Source organism: Micromonospora sp. PRAS1 (genome assembly GCF_059553435.1).
Window position 1 is genome coordinate 76873 of the sequence record NZ_JCANNB010000010.1, and the last position, 17662, is coordinate 94534.

Below are 17662 nucleotides of genomic sequence, written 5' to 3' on the forward strand. Positions count from 1 at the left end.
CTATCCGGCCGGTCTAGGATCGGGGCCGCATCCAGCCAGGGTGCGGCCCCGTTCACTGTGGAGGGACCATGATGGAGCCGTTGGCGCGGTTCGAGAGCCACGTAGCCGGACGGAACGCGCGGGTCGCGGTATGGCCCGACCGGATCGAGTGGAGCCAGCCTGGCCGCACGAAGGTGGCGAACGTGCTGCTGGTGATCCTCGCGGTCTACACGGTCGGGATCACGCTGCTGTTCCGAGCGTGCCGGCCCCGGTTCAAGGAGCAGGGCCGGCAGATGCTCGCCATGCGGGCGGTGCAGTCGGTCGCGGCGCAGCGCGACGGCCTGCACACGGCGGTGGCGGTGGTGGCCGGCGCGTCGACGATCGCGTTCCGGGTGCCGCACGACTCCGCCCCGCAGATCGAGGCGCTGATCCGCGACCTGGTGCTCGGCACCCATCCGTCCGTGCGGAAATAGCGCCCCGCAGGCGTAGCCGAGAGGGCGCTGTGTCCCACCCGGGGCCAGCGCCCTCTCGGCTACGCTGGCGGGGTATACGCCGCTGGCTGCGGGCCGGGCATGGGACTCTCCTGCTGAGGATGTGCCGATGTCCGCGGTGTGTGACACCCCCGTGAAGGGGAAGATGCTCCGGGCCACCAAGCTCGGGGTGTGCGGCGACCCGATCCTGGGCGCCGGAGGCTGGCCGGTCCACGTCACGTCGAAGGGCTTCATCTCGGTCGAGTACGCCGCCGAGGTCGACGACGGCGAGGAGATCGACCAGAAAGACGCCAACGGTGACCGGCTGGTGTACGAGCCGGCGCGGCGGCGGATCAAGCTGTACAACGTGACCGTCACGTGCGGTCGGGTCGACCCGGAGCTGTACACGCTGTTCACGGGGCAGCCGGTGCTGCTCGACGAGGACGGCACCGCCACTGGCCTGCGGATCACCAGCCGGTTGAACCTCGACTCGGCGGTGGCGTTGGAAGTGTGGTCGGGCACCCAGCTCAAGCGGTGCGGCACGATGGCCCGGCCACGGTTCGGGTACTTCCTGCTGCCGCAGATCATCGACGGGATGATCGGGGACTTCACGATCGAGAACGGGGCGGCGAACTTCACGCTGACCGGCAAGGCGATCGAGAACCCAGAGTGGGGTGTCGGCCCGTACGACGTGTACCTGCGGACGACGGGTGTCGCGCCGCTGACCGACCCGATGGGCGACGACGACCTGCTGCACCTCGACTGGACGCTGCTGCCGCCGCCGGCACCGACGTGCGGGCTGGCCCCGCGGCCGCCGGACGGCACCCTGGCCGCCGACGACAGCGACGAGACGAACATGACCGCCGAGTTCACCGCGACGTGGGTGCCGGGCCTGCCCGGTGCCGAGTACACGGTGGATTGGGGTGACGGTACCTCGGCGGCGGGGCCGGCTGAGGCGGCGTCGGTGAGCCACCAGTACGCGAGCCCGGGAACGTACCTGGTGACGGTGACGCACACGGCGTCGGGAGCGCAGCGGTTCCTGTCGTTCGTCGCTCCGGCCATCTGAGGCTGCGGTGACGCAGCCGGCGCGGACCGGCCCGTGCGAGTGGACGCTGAACACGACGTACTGCAAGGGCTGGGACGCGATCGACGAGGCGGCCCGGACGGCAGCTGCGGACCTCGCCACGGAGGTGCTGTGGTCGCTGTCCGGCCGTCGGTACGGGCTGTGCTCGTCGACGGTGCGGCCGTGCCGGCGCGGCACCTACGACGCGTGGCTGCGGCGGGAGCCGTGGCTGACGCTGCCGTACGGCAGCCTGGCGGTGACCTGGTGCGGCTGCGTTGGGGCCGGCAGCTGCGAGTGTGTGTCATCGGCGGCTGAGCTGTCGCTGCCCGGCCCGGTCAACGACGTCACCCGGGTGGTCGTGGACGGCGAGGTGGTGCCGGCCGAGGCGTACGTGGTGCAGGATCGGCGGTGGCTGGTGCGCGTCGACGGTGAGGGTTGGCCGTGGACGCAGGACTTGAGGCTCGGCGACGACGAGCCGGGCGCGTGGGCGGTCACGTACCGCCGTGGTGTTGCGGTGCCGCCGGGTGGCCGGATCGCCGCCGGACAGTACGCCTGCGAGGTGGCGAAGGCGTTGACGAACGACAGCACCTGCCGGCTGCCGAGGCGGGTGCAGTCGGTGGTGCGGCAAGGCGTGCAGGCCACGTTCGCGGACCCGTCGCAGCTGTTGAGGGACGGCATGACCGGTCTACCGGAGGTTGACCAGTGGCTGCGGATCGTGAACCCGCACCGGCTGCCTCGTGACTCGGTGGTGTGGTCGCCGGACTTGGACAGGGGCAGGAGGCGAACGTCGTGACGCTCCCGGAGCTGACCGTCGCTGATGAGGTGGCGTGGCCGGTCGCGGTGCGGCTGCGGGCGCTCGTCGACGAGGCGCTGACCGATGCGCTCGGCGGGACACCGGCGGTGTGTGCGGTGGTGCCGGGCCGTGATGTGGCCATCGACTCGTGCTGCGACGGGCAGGCGTGGGTGCGGATCGTGCGCACCTATCCGGTGCTGCCCGGCGAGTTCCCTGGCGGGCGGGGTACGCCGCTCGACGACGGCGCGGACCCGGGCGCGTTCTGGGCGGTGGAGCTGGGCGTAGGCACCGCCCGGTGCGCGCCCACCATCGACGACGGCGGGAACCCGCCGACCGGAGCGGACCTGGAACGGTCGGCGGGTGAGCTCGCGGACGACGCCGGCCGGATCCGCCGGGCGGTGCTGTGCGAGCTGCAGAACGTCGAGCAGGTCGAGTCGGTGTGGATCGGTGAGCAGTCCAGCGTCGGCCCGTCCGGCGGCTGCGTCGGCCAGGAGGTGCTGGTTGCGGTGATGACGAACATCTGCGTGTGTGAGGAGACGTAGCCGATGCGGGACGGGCAGACGGTGACGGTGCGGGCGTTGACGGCGATGTCCGGCGTCGCCGACAGGCAGGTGCGCCACGGGGTGGAGTGGACGCCGCAGCTGGCGAAGTTGGTCGACGCCGGCCGGTACGAGGTCCTGGACAGCGGCGAGCCTCCGGCGGGCCCGTTGGCTGCCGTCGAGGACGCTCCGTCGGGCCCGGCGGCCGGCAACGGTGACGAGCCGCCGGCCGGCGATGGTGAGCCGCTGCCGGCGAGACGGTCGCGGCGGCGCTGATGGCGGTGCGGACTGATGTGCGGATCGACCTGAACGCGGGGGAGATCCGGCGGTTGCTGTACGGGCCGGTCGGCCCGGTGGTGCGGTTCATCCGGAGCGTGGCGAGGCGGGTGCGGACCAGGGCGGTGCTGACCTCTCCGGTGGACACCGGGCGGTTGCGGACGGCGCACCGCGAAGAGGTTGGGGTCCGCGTCGGCCGGGTGTACGGGTTCGTCGAGAACACGGCCGAGTACGCGGCGGCCGTGCACGACGGCAGTGCAGCGCACGTGATCCGGCCTCGGCGGCCGGGTGGGGTGCTGCGGTTCGTGACGGGCGGTCAGGTGGTGTTCACGAGCCTGGTGAACCACCCGGGTACCAGGGCACAGCCGTGGCTGCGGGAGGCAATGGAAGACGTGGCGCGCCAGGAGGGGTTCCGGCTCGTCCGCAGATAGGGGAGGACAGATGAGGGAGTTCACGACCAGCGCCAGGACGGCGCAGGCGAGTGACGACGGTAAGAAGCTGCCGGATGTGCCGTTCAAGCTGGACACGGTGGAGATGGTCTGCCGGGCGCCGAAGGACGCTCAGTTGGCGTACCTGATGGCGGCGGCGTCGTCGAGTCGCACCGAGGCGGACCAGGTGGCGGCGGTGCTCGACTTTTTCGAGCAGACCCTCGACCCGGCCAGCCTGGTGGTGTTCCGGCGGCGGCTGTTGAACACGACGGACAGCTTCGACTTCGCCGATGCGATGGCGATCTTCGAGTACGTGTGTGAGGAGTGGTCCGGCCGCCCTACTGGGTCGGGCAGCGACTCCTGACCCTGGCGGTCAAACGCTGGCCCGAGTTCCACGGCACGATGCTGCTGCGTACCGGCCGGGAGCCGTTGGACCTGCCGCTGCCGTCGCTGCTGGACGTCATCTACGCCTGGTGGGTGGACGGCGGCACGGAGAAGGATGTCGCGAAGTTCCGGCAGGCGTTGGAGACACCGCCGGCCGGGGAAGTGTTGGACGACCGGCCGGAGTGGTCCGACGACGAGACGGACGAGTCGTTCGCCCGGGCATTGGGCGGGATGCGGCGGGCGGTAGGCGGATAGCCGGAAGGGCGACCCCGAGCTGGGGTCGCCCTTCCTGGTTACGGTCAGCGGAAGTCGCTGTCCCGGAAGGTGGTGCGCGGCGGCAGCGGGGTCCGCTGCGTGGCGGTCGGCGGTGGCACCTCGTCAGCGGGCGCGCTGGCCAGCCACGGCAGGTACTGCTTGAGGAAGTCGTCGACGCCGGGCAGCGCGAGGACGCGGGTGATGGCGGCGGCGACGCCGAGGACCTGGGCGATGGCTGGCACGTCGGCGATGCCGCCGGCGATGGCGATGGTCGGCAGCAGCGACAGCAGCGCGACGGTGACTGCGAAGGCAGTGCGGGCGGTGGCCCGCCACGGGTGGCGGGTCTGGGTGGTAGGGGTCATGGCTGCCCTCCAAGAGAGATAACCTGGGCTTTGAGCTGGGCGTTCTCGACCAGGAGCCGGTCACGATCAGCGGAGACGTCCTTGCGGCTACGCAGCTCGGCGCGCAGCTGGGCGACCTCGCCCTTGGTGCGGGCAAGCTCCTCACGGAGTTGGGCGATGGTCAGGTTCGCGGCCGCCATCTGCGTCTCGGCGAGCTGGAGCTTCGTTTCGGCTCCGGCCAGCTGGGCGTCCATGCGGACCAGCAGACGCTCCGCCATCTGGGTCGACTGGTCGGCCAGCGAGATGCGCTCCTTGCGCCGGCCGACCAGCCACGTCACGAGACGGTCAGCGACGACGCCCACGACCGACCCGCCGCCGAGCAGCAAGACGATCACCTCGGGAGTCATCGGCGGCCCGTCAGGTGACCGGGTTGTTGAAGGCGGCGGTCCAGGTGTTGATGCCGATCAGCGCGTCCTGGCGGAGACGCTGATCGCGCTGGAACGCCAGGGCAAGCGCGCGATACTCGGCACCGTAGATGCCGTCGTTGCCGTGCTCGCTGAGCCAGCGGCGGCCCTTGCCGACGTTCCAGCCGCGCCGGCTGAGCTGGGTGGCCCATTCCTTGAGCCAGGCACGGTCGGTGCGGCCCCGGAAGTAGCGTTCGTACAGTCCGGACACCGAGTAGTCGGGGCCGGAGACGGGGCCGAAGTACCAGCCGGCGGGCAGGGGGAACGCGAGCGGGGTGCCGGGTGCGGGCTTGCTGCCGGCGGGCGGCTTCGGAGCGGGTGTCGGCTGCCCGACAATGGGCAGACCAGCCTTGAGCCACGAGTAGATCTCGTCGCCGGGGCAGGCGGTCGCACCGCGGTCCTTGTGGCCGAGGAGCGTCAGCTTGCTGCCCTTGCGCCGGTTGGCCTCCTCGTAGAGCAACTTGAAGGAGCGGCGGGCGGCGTCGGAGACGTCCTGCACGTCCGGCTTGTCGGCGCCGATGATGCAGACGCCGATCGCCGGGGTGTTGTGGCCGGCGCAGTGCGCGCCGATGGTCAACCAGCCTCGGCCCTCGAAGATCACGCCGCTGGTTGACGAGATGAGGAAGTTGTAGCCGATGTCCGCCCAGCCTCGCTCCCGCATGTGGAAGTCCTGGATTTGGCGGGGGGTTTGGGTGGCGCTGGCGGCCGAGTAGTGGCCCATGAAGACGGTCCGCTTCGACCAGGTGGTGAGGTCGCGGCCCTCGGGTGGTCGGGCGCCCCATTCGGCGCGGCTGATGATGTCCACTGGTTGTCCTCCCGGCAGCGTCAAACGGCTGTCGGGGGACGGCTCTTACGGTAGCGGCCACGGGCGGGGGGCTGCATGTTTGGGTGAGCGGGCTCGCCGTAGGTGCCTCGTCTACGGCGAGCCCGCTCGGCCGCGCCGCCGGGTCAACGGGGGAAGCGTCCGACGGTGCGGGCTGGCCCGCCGGCCGTCGCATCGCGGGATGCGGCGACCGGCGGGGGCTCAGGTCTTCCAGGTGAAGGCGAGGTCATCGGGGTTTGGGCCGATGACGGCTTTCACGAGGAGCAGTTCGAGGGCTGATTTGCGGAACGGTTCGGCGATGTCGCTGATGGTGGCTCGCCGTTCGGCGGCGGTCCAGGTCAGCGACTCCAGCTCGTCGGCGAACAGGTGGATGCGGCGGCACGCCATGCTGCACTTGTAGGTGCGGCGGGGGTTGCCGTGGACGACTGTGGAGGTGCAGACCATGCGCAGGTCGCAGGGGCCGCACCACAGCAGCAGCCGCAGCAGGTACGGGTCGTTGCTCGGCACCAGCGCTGAGCGGAGTGGGCGCGGAGTCATCGCTGGCCCCCGAGGTATCCGGTCGCCGGGGGGTGGGGTTGGCCTGGCCACCCCCCGGCCGGTGCCGGCTGGGCGTCGGACGCTCGATCGACGCCCATCGGATGTGCCGGCTGCCGCACCGCCCCTAACTCCCCTTCGGGGTCGGTGAACCGGACAGGCCGCTCATGCCAGGGCCGGGGCCTGGCAAGTTCGGCCGTGACCGAGGGAGGGCTGACGCCCGCAGCCTCGATCACCAGGGAAGCGTGCTGTCGGGACCGGCATCCGGGCCGGCCACACGCGCAGGTGCCCGTTGGGCCGGGCTCGTGGCGGAGGTACACCTCGACGCAGGTCCGGAACAGGACGCTGGTCGGGAGGACGGTCACGGCGTCGACGTGGGCGGGAAAGGGGCGGGTCACCGGTGATCTCCCGTCCCGCGTAGTCCTTGGGCGAGGGTGGTGAACCCGGCTGCGGAACCCCAGTCGATGACGGTGGGCCCTGCCCAGCTAGGCAGGGCCGGGTGGGTCGAGGGCACCCCCGCCGTCGACCCGCCCGGGGCTTGAGCGGCGCGTGCCCACCGTGCGGCGCTGCACGGCCAGGCGGTGCTGCACCAGGTGCAGGTGCGGCGGAGTCGGAGGCGTGGCGGCTTGGCGGAGATCGTCAGGCGTGCCCGGCCGGGCTGGTGCAGGGCGAGGAGGTGATCGGCCTGGGCGGACCGTTCGCCGGGTTGCTGGAAGGCGCGGTAGCCGACGTGGGGCACCATCTCGCCGTTCGGCGGGGTGGTGTCGAAGTGCGCGGGTGCTGCGTGTAGCCCGTGTCCTGCCTGGACCATGAGATGCCCCCCAGGGGTGCTGTTCTCGATGCTGGCCGTGAGTTGCACGGTGCCTGTCCGGCACTGTGCCGGGTTGCACCGTGCCAGCATGGCACGGCGCTGCTCTATGTCACAAGGGGCAGGCGCGGTTTAACTCCGCGTGTCTGTCGGGGGTGGAGACGGCCGAGGGGCCGGCACCAGAACGGTGCCGGCCCCTCGGGGTGAGCTGGGTCGTCAGGCCAGGTTGAACCGGCCTTTCTTGGCGTCGGCGATGAACGCCGTCCAGCCGGTGTCACCGAACGTGAGGACGGGGCCGGTCTTGTCCTTGCTGTCGCGGACGAGCATGGTGCTGCCGTCAACTGCGTCGGACACCTCGACGCAGTTCTGGCCGCCGTCAGATCGGGTCGACTTCCGCCACGGGCGGAACTGGTCGTCGCTCATGGGAACTCCTCGGGTCAGGCTCCGGCGGCCAGTGCGTCGGCCGCCTTCTGGATGAGTTCCGCGCTCTCCTCAGGGGACAGCGCGGCGTCGCGCAGCTGGTCGAACAGCTGCGCGTACCGCTTCGCCTCCTGGGCCTCGGTGACCAGCAGGTCTGTCGTCACGGTGTCGACGGCGACGAGCGTCAGGTCCTCGGGGTCCGGGTAGGCGTAGAGGGAGAACGGCGAGCGAGGCACGTAGCCTCGGCCGAGCCGGGCGTCAACCGGCAGGACGCGGATCCGCACGTTCTCCCTCGTCGTGGCCACAGTGAGCAGATGGAGCAGTTGCTCCCGCATGACGTCGGGCGGTACGGGCAGCCGCTCGATGGCCTGCGGTTCCAGCACGACGTCGTACTCCGACCCGTCGGGGTCGGAAACCTGTCGCTGTCGCCGCATCCGGCCGGCGACCGTGCCGTGGAGGTCGAAGTCCGCGCCCTGGTCGAGCGCGACCTGGCCACGGTGGTGCGCGTACGCCTCGGTTTGCAGTAGGCCAGGTAGCAGCGAGTTCTGGTATTCGAGGATGGTGTCGGCACCGCACTCGATCTCGGCGGTCCGGGCCTGCCGCGCGCCCATGCCGGTGTATCGCGATTCGGTCCACCAGCCCTTCGCCAGGCCGTCCCTGGCGACACGCTGGAGTGCCCGGTACTGCTCGCTGCCCTCGGGCAGGAGCACGTCGAGCAGCCTGAGGATCGTGTCGAGCGGGCGGCGTTCGCCGTTCTCCACCTTGGACACGGCGGTGCGGTCGAGGGCGGCGGCGCGGGCAAGCTGGGCACTGGTCAGGCTGGCCGTCTCGCGCAGCTCGCGGATCGCGTGCCCGAGCCGTAGGCGTCGCGCGAGGGGAGAGATCACGTGACCTGCACCTCCGTTGGTTGGCACCGTGCCAGCCTGGCACGCCGCACCCGTGAGCGTACGCGGACGGGGCGACGCCGGGCTATCGGAGTTCGCCTACCGGGGAACGGGGCGTCGTCGTTACGCTGATTGTTGACTCGGCGCGGGACGGGTCGGGCTCTGGATGAGCGAAAGCGGAGGGCTTCGGTTGCGTCAGCCGAAGCCCTTCGTTGTGTCCGCGAGTAATACGGCCGCAATGACTGATGGCGACCGTGTGGCACGGCCTACGCTGAGGGTGTGGCTCTCGGACGGGCGTACATCGAGATCATCGGCGACGTGTCGCGGTTCGCGCCGCAACTACGAGCGGGGCTGACGAAGGCCCTGAAGGTCAGCGGCATCGCGGCGATCGGCGCGAGCGCCGCTGCCGCGTCCGGTCAGATCATCGGCCTGGCGGGTTCGCTGGCGTCGGTCGGTGGCGCTTTGTACGCCCTGCCGGCAGCGGCCGGTGTCGGTGGGGCCGCGCTCGGAGCGCTGATGGTCGCTACCCGCGGCCTCGGCGAGGCGTTCGCCGCCGCAGGTGAGGACGACCTCGCGAAGTTCGAGAAGGCGCTTGAGGACCTGTCGCCGCAGGCACAGCGACTCGTACGGGAGTTCCGGGCGATCCTCCCGGCGCTGTCGGATGTGCGGGTCGCCGCGCAGGACGCGTTCACCTCGCAGCTGGTGGGGCAGCTGTCCGCGACCGCTTCGGTGCTTGCCGGACCGCTGCGCGCCGGCCTGACCGGCGTGGCCGCCGAGTGGGGGCGGGCGGCGCGGGCGGTGCTGGAGTTCTCCCGCGAGACGAGCACCGTGCAGACGTTGTCGGGGATTCTCGACACGGCCCGCCTGTCGGTGGGGAACCTGGCCACGTCGATCAAGCCGCTGCTGGCCGGGTTCCGGGACATCACCGCGGTGGCGTTGCCGTCGATCGGCCGGGTGTCCGAACTCGCCGGTGATGCGGCGGTCCGGTTCGGTACGTGGCTGTCGGCTATGGCGGAGAGCGGCGCCGCCGTGACGGCGATCGACCGCGCCGGTGTGGTGATGGGGCAGCTGGGCAAGCTGACCGCGAACGTCGGCTCGATCCTGACCAGCGTCCTGAAAGCCGCCGCGGAGGCGAGCACCGGAGGGTTGCTCGCCGGTCTGGTCGAGGTGACGGGCCGGGTGCGGGAGTTCTTCGGCACGGCGGAGGGCAGCAGCGCACTGCTCGGCGTGTTCAACACGCTGGGCACCCTGGCGGCCGGGCTGGCGCCGGTGTTCACGACCTTGCTGTCGATCATCGGTGAGTCGGTGGTGCCGGCGCTCGGGTCGATGGCGCAGGCCATCGTGCCGGCGATGCAAGCCGTCGTGACGGCCCTCGGGCCGGCGCTCGCGGCGATCAACAGTGCGGTCGGCCCGGTGATGGAGGGCCTGTCCGTCGGCATTCAGGCGCTCGCGCCGGCGCTCGGCCCGGTCGGTGAGGTCATCGCGTCGATCGCTGTCGCGCTGGCACCGCTGCTGCCGGTGATCGGCGAGCTGATCACGATGCTGGTCGGGCCGCTGGCGACGGTCCTCAACGCGCTCGGGCCGATGCTCGCCCCGCTCGTCAGCGCGCTGGCTCCGGTGCTTCTCCAGATCGGGCAGACCCTCACGGCGGTCCTCGCGCCGGTCGCCGGGCTGCTGGCCGACCTGTTCACGCAGCTGGGTCCGCCGCTCGGCAAGGTGGTCGCCGCCCTCGGGTCCGCCCTCGCACCGATCTTGACCACGCTGGGTCCGCTGATCGTGCAGCTGGTGTCGGCGCTGATGCCGCTGATCCCGACGATCGTGGGGCTGCTGCCGCCGCTGGTCGACATCTTGGTGGCGATCACGCCGCTGATCGAGCTGGTGGCGCAGCTCGCGGTCGTCGCGGTCGCCCTGGTCGCCCCGCTGATCCGGGTCGCGGCGGTGCTGGTGGGGTTCCTCGCGGCGAAGGCCGTCGCGCCGCTGGTGTCGGCGCTCGCGTCGGCGCTGGTGTGGCTGCTGTCCCCGCTGTCCGGGGTAGCCGAGTGGCTGGGCAAGGTGGCCGCATGGTTGAGCGCGATCGATTGGGCGGGTGTCGGGTCAGCGATCGGTGGCGCGTTCTCCTCGGCGTGGCAGGCCGTGAAGGGTTTCTTCGAGTCGATCGGGACGTGGTTCGCGGAGCTGCCCGGCAAGATCGGCTCGTTCCTGTCGAGGCTGCCGGAGATCCTGTGGGATCTGTTCACGGACGCGGCCGGGCGGGCGCTGGAGGCCCTGGGCATCGGAATCGGGCTGATCCTGTACGCGGTGACGGTGCTGCCGGGGCAGATCATCGGCTTCCTGTCGTCGCTGCCGGGCCGGCTGCGTGACCTGATCCACCAGACGGCGACTCTGGCGGCGGCGGCGTTCCTGAGGGGTGTGGACTCGCTGGTGTCGTACGCGATGGCGCTGCCTGGTCGGGTGCTGTCGGCGTTGTCGAGCCTGGGGACGCGGCTCCAGTCGACGTTCAGCAGCGCGGTCTCGGCGGGCCGCACCGCAGCGGTGAACGGCTTCAACTCGATCGTGACGTTCATCGCCGGCATCCCGGGCAGGATCTCCGGCTACGCCAGCCGGTTCCTGTCCGCCGGGTCGGGGCTGGTGCGGAAGCTCGTCGACGGGCTGCGGAAGGTGCCGTCGCTGGGCAGCATCGCGTCGGCGATCGCGGACACGATCAGGCATCAACTGAACAAGATCATTGGGGCGATCAACTCGGGCATCGCACGGGTCGACGCCGTGCTCCCCGGCTCGCTGCCGCGAATCCCGATGCTGGCGAACGGGGCGATCCTGCGCCGACCGACGCTGTTCGTCGGCGGTGAGGCCGGCGACGAGGTGGTGATCCCGCTGACCCGGCCCCGGCGGGCCCGGCAGCTCGCCGAGGAGTCCGGGCTGCTGTCTCTGCTCGCCGGAGAGATGGGTGGAGGCGGTACGCCGATCACGTTCGACAGGGGCGCGATCTCTGTCGTGTTCGAGGGTGTCGTGCCGACCCGGCAGGAAGCCCTGGACACCGGCCGGGCTGTCGGCGACGGAGTGTTGGAGACGTTGGCCCGGCGGTCCGTGGCCACGACGGTGAGGACGATCTGATGGGCGAGTACAACCCGGACCGGCCGTACGTGCTGGGCATGCAGTGGGCGCCGATGGTGAAGGCGCCGCTCGTGTTGGACACCGCCAGCGAGGTCGGGTACACGTTCCGAGCCGCCACCGAGCGGGTGGATCGGGTGTGGCTGCGGTCGACGTCGACACCGCCGGGTCGGCCGACGCGCACCGAGCTGGTGGTGAGCCTGTGCCAGGCGGACTTGGTCGCCGGCACCGGACCGGTGCGGAAGCTGGTGATTCCCTGCGCGTCGGGGGCGCTGCTCTCCGGCGCGGCCCTGGCTGGGTCCGCCACGTCCGTGGAGAACGCGGTGGCGAACTCGTCCGACCCTCGGCACATCGCGCTGACGGGGCCGGGTGCCGCCGCCCGGTTCTGGTTCGCGACGACCGGCGCGGCGGCGCAGGCCGCCCTGTTCCGGCGCCGGATCCTGGACGTGTCGGTGCTGTACGTGATGTCCGGCCCGTTCGCCGACCTCGCCGAGGGAGTGACGCTCGGCCTGGAACGGCCGTCGGCCGGTGTGGTGTGGCCAATGGACGAGACGCTGACGGGGCCAGCGCTGCACGAGGCGGCGACGGAGGTGCGGCGATCGCGGCTCGGCGAGCTAAACCCCTGGTGGAGCACCGCGGCGACGCCGCTGACCACGAAGTGGCGGATGCCGTACAACTGGGCGGGTCAGGCGTCGCCGACGTCGGGGCTGACGGCGTGGGCGGCATCTGGCGGCACGAACATCAACGTGCGCCTCCAGGTCGCCGGGTCGGCACTCGAGGACGCGGTGTTCCACGTGCACTACCTCGCGTTGGAGGTGACGTACGGGGAGGAGAACCGGCTCGGCGGCGGCGGGCTTGACATCTCCGACGGTGCCGGCCACCAGGGCGGGGCGTACTACGAGATCCCGCTGTTCGGGATGTACAACTACGGGTTTCCGGTGTCCATGTGGTCGGGCGAGCGGTACGCGGTGACCGTTGGCCGGGCTCACTCTGGGCAGATGTCCGTGGCGTCGACGGTGCCGGTTCCGGTCGACCGGTTGGGCACGGTCGACGCGTTGCCGAGCCTGCGCGGGGTGCAGCTGCGCAAGACAATCCGCGAGGGCGCTGTGCCGAGCGTGGAGACGGTCAACGACCTGCCGGCGATCGTCTTGTACGAGGGGTCACCGCTGCCGGGCGACGCCGATAGCCGTTCTCACGTCTACCTGGCGCAGGCCATCGGCACAGTGTCCGAGCGGTTCTTCGGTGGCGACCTGATGCAGCGGATCGTTGACGACAAGGCTGGCACGTACGTGTGGGTGCGGTTCTATGCGCGGCACCTGCCCGGCACCCGGGAGCCGCTGCACCTGTACCAGGCCGACCCGGCGGACCCGTGGGTGAGCCTTGGTCCCAGGGCGACGATCACCGTCGACGAGTTCGAGACGTTGCCGGAGGTCGCCGACGGGTGGCGGGAGGTCACCCTGCGGCTGGATCCGCCGCTGGAGACAGCTGGCGGCGGTGGGGTGCTGTGGTGGGCGTTCGCCAGCTCCGCCGACGATGAAGCGCCATGGCAGGTCCTCGGCGCGGACGCTGAGCCGGGCAGCGGGGGGTCGAGCACGATCAGCGACGCGACGTACGGCGGGGCGGAGGCGTTCGCCACCATCGACGACGCCGACGACCAGTCGGCCGACTTGACGCTAATGCTGGTCCGGGAGATGGACGAGGTGACCGGCCTGGTCGTGCAGCCGGCTGTGCAGCCGCTGGCGGTCGTCGACGACCAGTGCGACCGGCCGTCGGGCGGAATCCCGACCGGCATCCGCTACCACCGGCTGGCGTGGGATGCCGTCAACAGCGAGGTCGTGGCCGGGTGGGGCGCGTACGAGGTACAGCGCCAGGACGACACGATGGACGACGAGACGTGGGAGACGATCGCGCTGGTCGCCGCGCCGAACGTCAGCGCCGTCGACGACTACGAGGCGCGGGTCGGTGTCGAGTCGCGGTACCGGGTTCGGATGGTGCACCGCATCGGGGTTCCCGGGCCCTGGTCGGCGCCGGTCGCGGCGACGATCGCCACGCCGGGGGTGACCGGCACCCGCGTGGATGTCGGTGCGTTGATCCTGACGAGCAACCACAACCCGGCCGGCAACCTGGCGTACGTCACGAACCAGGACCGCAGTGCGGGCGAGGACTTTACGTTCCCGGAGGCCCGAGAGGTTGAGCTGCGAGCGATGTACGGCCGCGACTACCGGGCGGCGTTCCGGCCGCTGGAACGCGGCGGTGTGGAGTTCACCCGGACCGTGCTGGTCAACGCGGTCGCGGTGCCGGCGCAGACCCTGGACCGGGGGTTCCGCAGCCTGCGGGATCTGGCGTGGGACCAGGTGCCGTATGTGTGTGTGCGGGACGAGCTGGACAACCGGTGGCTGGCGACGCTGCTGGTGCCGTCCGGGTCGGTGCGGCGCAAGCGGCAGCGTGGGCAGATGCAGCTGGCGCAGGTGGCGGTCGTGGAGGTGGCGGACACGCCGGCGCCGGTCGACGGCGGGCCGCCGCCGTGTGAGGGGCTGCGGCCGGAGGGCCACACCACACAGGTGTACGCGTGGGCGGACACTCCGGTTGACGTCGGCTGGAGCCCGTTGGTCGCGGATGACCAGTTCGGACGGGAGGTGCCGGCCGGAGGGTTCGGGTCGACCGACATGCCTGGTGGCCCGTGGGTGGTGGTGTCCGGGCCGCCGGAAGACCTGTCGGTGACTGGCGGCCTTGGGGTGATCCAGCTGGCCGAGCCGCTGAACGCGAATCCGTACTTCGAGACGGACGTGGCCGGTTGGGAACCGACCGGCGGCACGTTCGTCCGGTCGACCGAGCACGCGCATGAGGGTGTCGCGTCAGGTCTGTTGACGCCCAGCGGCGACGACGGCTTCGTGTTCGTCGAGTGCGAGCCGGGCCCCGAGACGGTGCCGGGGACGACGTGGCGGTTCGCGGCGTGGGTGCGCTGCGACGTGTCCCGCGACGTGGTGCTGTCGCTCTACTGGTTCGACGACGAGGGCGACCTGCTGGATCTGGACGAGAGCGACCCGGTGACCGTGCCGGCGAACACGTGGGTGCAGCTGTCGTTCTCCTGGACGGCCCCTGAGGACACGGCGCAGGTGGCCGGGGACGTGTACATGCCGGGCGACGCTTCGCCGTCGCATCGCCTGTTCATTGATGAGGCGGGGATTACGCCGGAGCCGGTGGATAGGAAGGTCGTGACCGGCCCGGCCGTGCGGGACGTCGAGGTGCTGGCGCGGATGCGGATCACCCGCCCGCCGGGTGGGGAGCCGATCAACGCGCACCTGCACGGCCGGCACGTCGACGAGCAGAACGGGTACACGGCTCGGCTGGCGTTCGCTCCGAACGGCACGGTCGGCGTCGGCCTGGAGGTGCTGCACGACGGCGAGCCGCTCGTCCTGGCGGAGCTGGAGACGGCACGCGACTGGCAGTGGGAGGAGGTGCCGGTCGTCGTCGGCGACTGGTACTGGTTCCGGATGCAGGTCCGGGGCCAGGTGGTGCGGGCGGCGGTGTGGAAAGACGAGCCCGGCAGCTACTGGCCGGGCTGGACGGTGCAGGAGGTCGACGGGACGCTGCCGGCGACGGGACTGGCCGGCGTCGGGGCGGGGCTGTCGCCGGGCAACGGCAACATCGACGGGCGGGTGGAGGTCGACAGCTTCCAGGTGCGGGAGCCGATGCCCGACATCGACATGCGGGTGGAGATTCGCCCGGCCGGCGACCGGTGGGAGGTGCGAGTCGAGCACTTCGCCGACACGAACCCGGAGTTCCTCGGGTCCGGTTGGAACGTGCGGTGGTCGGACGTAGAAGCCTGTGTGGAGGTGTTCGACTACGACGTCTTCTACGAGTGTGTGCTTTCGGAACAGTTGGGGGTGGTACGTAACCAGCGGCGGTGGCTGCGGGCGGTGTACGAGCAGGACGCTGGTGGTGGCCAGGGGCGGGCGACGTTCTACACGTCGATGGACGGGGTGACGTGGGGGTCGGGGTTCGCCGTGGAGGGCTTCCCGGAGCCGCTGGACCTGGACGCGGGGTTCTTCGAGGTCAGCGTTCGCGGAGACGTCACGGTGTCGCGGGCGGAGGTGCGCAACGGCGTCGACGGGCCGCTGATCGTCGTCCCGGACTTCGAGGAGCAGCCGAAGGGAACGAAGGTGTTCGTTGACGCGGCCGGCGCGACGTGGGAGGTGGGCGGTGTCGGGATCTGTGGTGCGTGACTCGCTGGACTTGCCGCCCGGTGTCGGGCAGCGGTCGGCGTCGTACCGGTTCGAGCTGGTGGACGGGCGGACCGGGGTGCGGCGCGGGCCGGTGACGCCGTTGCGGGACACCACACCGAGCCTGGTCCACGACGTGACCGGCATCATCGTGCGGCGGGTGGAGTCGCTGACGCTGGACGTGGTCGACGCGAGGCGGCTGCGGCCGTTGACCGACCGGGTGGCGATCTCGATGGTCGTCGGCGGGCGCGAGTACCCGTTGGGCCGGTACATGATCGGTGACGCCATCCAGTTGCAGACCTCGGCGGGGTCGACGGCACCGCTGGTCCTGTTCGACGAGATGTTCGTCGTCGACCAGGAGCTGGAGACGGGCTTCGAGGGCAGCGGGCAGCGGGTCGACCAGGCGGTGTTGAGGCTGCTGGCCGGGCTGCCGATCGGCGAAGTGCAGGTGGACTGGACGGACCTGACGTCGGTGTCGTCGTGGTCGCCTGGCAACACGCGAGGGATGGCGCTGCGGGACCTGGCCCGGCAGGGCGGGTTCTTCCTGCCGTGGTTCAACCACGGTGGCCGGCTGCGGCTGATGCGGGCGTTCGAGCCGGCGAGCCGGCGGCCGACGATCGACCTGGACGCCTCGCAGCGGGTGTTCCGCGGGTCGGTGGCGCGCGGCTCGGAGCTGTTGACCGCCCCGAACCGGTTCGTCGTGGTCAGCAACGATCCGGGGACGGACGTCGCCCCGATCGTGGGTGTGTACGACGTGCCGTCGTCGGCGCCGCACTCGATCGCGCAGCGGGGGTTCGTGCTGCCGAGGGTGGTGGAGGCGCAGCTGCCGTCGCAGGTGGCGGTCGAAGCGTACGCGCGGACGTTGGGCATTCAGCAGACGGCGTACGAGACGGTGGAGCTGTCGACGCCGCCGGACCCGCGGCACGACGGGTACGACGTGGTGCGGTGGGACGGGCTGCTGTGGTTGGAGACGGGGTGGACGATGCAGTTGGCCGCTGGTGGGGAGATGCGGCACACGTTGCGTCGCGCGTACCCGGACACGGGCGGGGATGAACTGTGATCGACCAGCGGATGGTGCAGGTCCCGGTGCGGGCGATTGCCGAGGCGGTCCTCGACCGGGTGTTGGCGTTGGGGATCACGGGCCGGCTGCGGCCGGCGACGGTGGCGGGCCCGGCACCCGGCGGCGGGTTCCTGGTGGTGATGGACGGTGACACCACGGCGATGCGGGTCGTGTCGCTGGTGGGCATGCTGCCGAAGGACGCGCGGGTGATGGTGCTGATGACGCCGCCAGCCGGCCACCATGTGGTCGGCTACCTGGGGGTGCCGCCCCAGGGGGCGTACCTGGCTGACACGGGGGTAGTGACCAACGAGCTGGCGGTGGCGTACGCGGCGGGCTGGGCTCAGCAGGACAACGAGTACCGGATCGTCGGGTCGCGCATCGAGCTGAATGTGAACGTGCGGCGCACCGGTGGACCGATCACGGCGAGCGCCCTGGGCAACATCGGCGACATACTGATGGCGACGCTGACCGATCCGATGTTTCGGCCGACGATGCCGAAGCACCACCTGTTCCGGTCGTCGGTGACCTCGGGGTCGGCGGTGCTGGAGACGAACGGTCAGCTGACGCTGCTGGACATGCATTCGACGTCGGTGATCGCGACGAACGACGTCGTGCGGGTGTCCATCGACTACCCGTTGCCGCTGGTCTGACAGCCGCCAGAAACAGCGCAGCCCCGGATCGCGAAATCCGGGGCTGCGCTGCGTTCACGTGGAGACACCAGCATAACGGGCCGCCCGTAGATGGGGCAAAGCAACCTGCTGGCCGTACATACATTATTGACGGTTGCCTGTCCCTCGTTATACAATGTCT

19 protein-coding genes are annotated in these 17662 nt (G+C 70.9%); 12 read left to right on the top strand and 7 right to left on the bottom strand.

All coding sequences use genetic code 11. From position 1 onward, the window contains the following. The first annotated feature begins 68 nt into the window (after positions 1-68). The 8 genes from AC507J_RS12095 to AC507J_RS12130 all read left to right on the top strand — a co-directional run bounded on the left by AC507J_RS12095 (position 69) and on the right by AC507J_RS12130 (position 4187). Complete coding sequence (locus tag AC507J_RS12095; protein WP_496289215.1) at positions 69-452, top strand: hypothetical protein; 384 nt, start codon at positions 69-71, stop codon at positions 450-452. Between the two features lie 127 nt (positions 453-579). Then, on the top strand, positions 580-1515 hold the full coding sequence (locus AC507J_RS12100) for a PKD domain-containing protein (protein ID WP_496289216.1): 936 nt from the start codon (positions 580-582) through the stop codon (positions 1513-1515). Between the two features lie 7 nt (positions 1516-1522). Further along, on the top strand, positions 1523-2305 hold the full coding sequence (locus AC507J_RS12105) for a hypothetical protein (RefSeq protein ID WP_496289217.1): 783 nt from the start codon (positions 1523-1525) through the stop codon (positions 2303-2305). Then, entirely contained in the window at positions 2302-2847 is a 546-nt protein-coding gene (locus AC507J_RS12110) for a hypothetical protein (protein WP_496289218.1), read from the top strand. Before AC507J_RS12105 ends, AC507J_RS12110 begins: the two co-directional genes overlap by 4 nt. Before the next feature lie 3 nt (positions 2848-2850). Next, complete coding sequence (locus AC507J_RS12115; protein ID WP_496289219.1) at positions 2851-3120, top strand: hypothetical protein; 270 nt, start codon at positions 2851-2853, stop codon at positions 3118-3120. Beyond that, on the top strand, positions 3120-3551 hold the full coding sequence (locus AC507J_RS12120; RefSeq protein WP_496289220.1) for a hypothetical protein: 432 nt from the start codon (positions 3120-3122) through the stop codon (positions 3549-3551). Before AC507J_RS12115 ends, AC507J_RS12120 begins: the two co-directional genes overlap by 1 nt. Before the next feature lie 10 nt (positions 3552-3561). Further along, a complete protein-coding gene (locus tag AC507J_RS12125) occupies positions 3562-3912 on the top strand; it encodes a hypothetical protein (protein ID WP_496289221.1) in 351 nt (116 codons plus the stop codon). After that, complete coding sequence (locus AC507J_RS12130) at positions 3873-4187, top strand: hypothetical protein (RefSeq protein WP_496289222.1); 315 nt, start codon at positions 3873-3875, stop codon at positions 4185-4187. The genes AC507J_RS12125 and AC507J_RS12130 overlap by 40 nt, the downstream gene beginning before the upstream one ends. 44 nt (positions 4188-4231) lie before the next feature. On the opposite strand, the gene AC507J_RS12135 is transcribed toward AC507J_RS12130, so the two are convergent. From AC507J_RS12135 to AC507J_RS12165, 7 genes are all read right to left on the bottom strand, one after another. After that, positions 4232-4549, bottom strand: a complete 318-nt coding sequence (locus AC507J_RS12135; RefSeq protein WP_496289223.1) for a hypothetical protein — start codon at positions 4547-4549, stop codon at positions 4232-4234. Further along, entirely contained in the window at positions 4546-4935 is a 390-nt protein-coding gene (locus AC507J_RS12140; RefSeq protein ID WP_496289224.1) for a hypothetical protein, read from the bottom strand. Before AC507J_RS12140 ends, AC507J_RS12135 begins: the two co-directional genes overlap by 4 nt. 10 nt (positions 4936-4945) lie before the next feature. Then, a complete protein-coding gene (locus tag AC507J_RS12145) occupies positions 4946-5797 on the bottom strand; it encodes a peptidoglycan recognition protein family protein (protein ID WP_496289225.1) in 852 nt (283 codons plus the stop codon). 219 nt (positions 5798-6016) lie between these two features. After that, positions 6017-6322, bottom strand: coding sequence for a recombinase zinc ribbon domain-containing protein (locus tag AC507J_RS12150; protein WP_496289226.1), 306 nt, complete (start codon positions 6320-6322; stop codon positions 6017-6019). Between the two features lie 421 nt (positions 6323-6743). Further along, positions 6744-7160 (bottom strand): hypothetical protein, encoded by a 417-nt coding sequence (locus tag AC507J_RS12155; protein ID WP_496289227.1) that lies wholly within the window; start codon positions 7158-7160, stop codon positions 6744-6746. 213 nt (positions 7161-7373) lie between these two features. After that, on the bottom strand, positions 7374-7580 hold the full coding sequence (locus AC507J_RS12160; RefSeq protein ID WP_496289228.1) for a DUF397 domain-containing protein: 207 nt from the start codon (positions 7578-7580) through the stop codon (positions 7374-7376). A gap of 14 nt (positions 7581-7594) precedes the next feature. After that, a complete protein-coding gene (locus AC507J_RS12165) occupies positions 7595-8464 on the bottom strand; it encodes a helix-turn-helix domain-containing protein (RefSeq protein WP_496289229.1) in 870 nt (289 codons plus the stop codon). Between the two features lie 276 nt (positions 8465-8740). Here AC507J_RS12165 and AC507J_RS12170 point away from each other — a divergent pair, with 276 nt between their 5' ends. Genes AC507J_RS12170 through AC507J_RS12185 form a run of 4 tightly spaced genes read left to right on the top strand, consistent with a single transcriptional unit; the run spans position 8741 to position 17502 of the window. Next, positions 8741-11572: a phage tail protein gene (locus tag AC507J_RS12170; protein ID WP_496289230.1), complete on the top strand. Its 2832-nt coding sequence runs from the start codon at positions 8741-8743 to the stop codon at positions 11570-11572. Continuing rightward, positions 11572-15795: a carbohydrate binding domain-containing protein gene (locus AC507J_RS12175; RefSeq protein WP_496289231.1), complete on the top strand. Its 4224-nt coding sequence runs from the start codon at positions 11572-11574 to the stop codon at positions 15793-15795. The genes AC507J_RS12170 and AC507J_RS12175 overlap by 1 nt, the downstream gene beginning before the upstream one ends. After that, positions 15788-16852 carry a hypothetical protein gene (locus tag AC507J_RS12180; protein WP_496289232.1) on the top strand — a complete coding sequence of 355 codons (1065 nt, stop codon included), beginning with the start codon at positions 15788-15790 and terminating at the stop codon, positions 16850-16852. Before AC507J_RS12175 ends, AC507J_RS12180 begins: the two co-directional genes overlap by 8 nt. Further along, positions 16849-17502, top strand: coding sequence for a hypothetical protein (locus tag AC507J_RS12185; protein WP_496289233.1), 654 nt, complete (start codon positions 16849-16851; stop codon positions 17500-17502). The genes AC507J_RS12180 and AC507J_RS12185 overlap by 4 nt, the downstream gene beginning before the upstream one ends. Positions 17503-17662 lie beyond the last annotated feature (160 nt).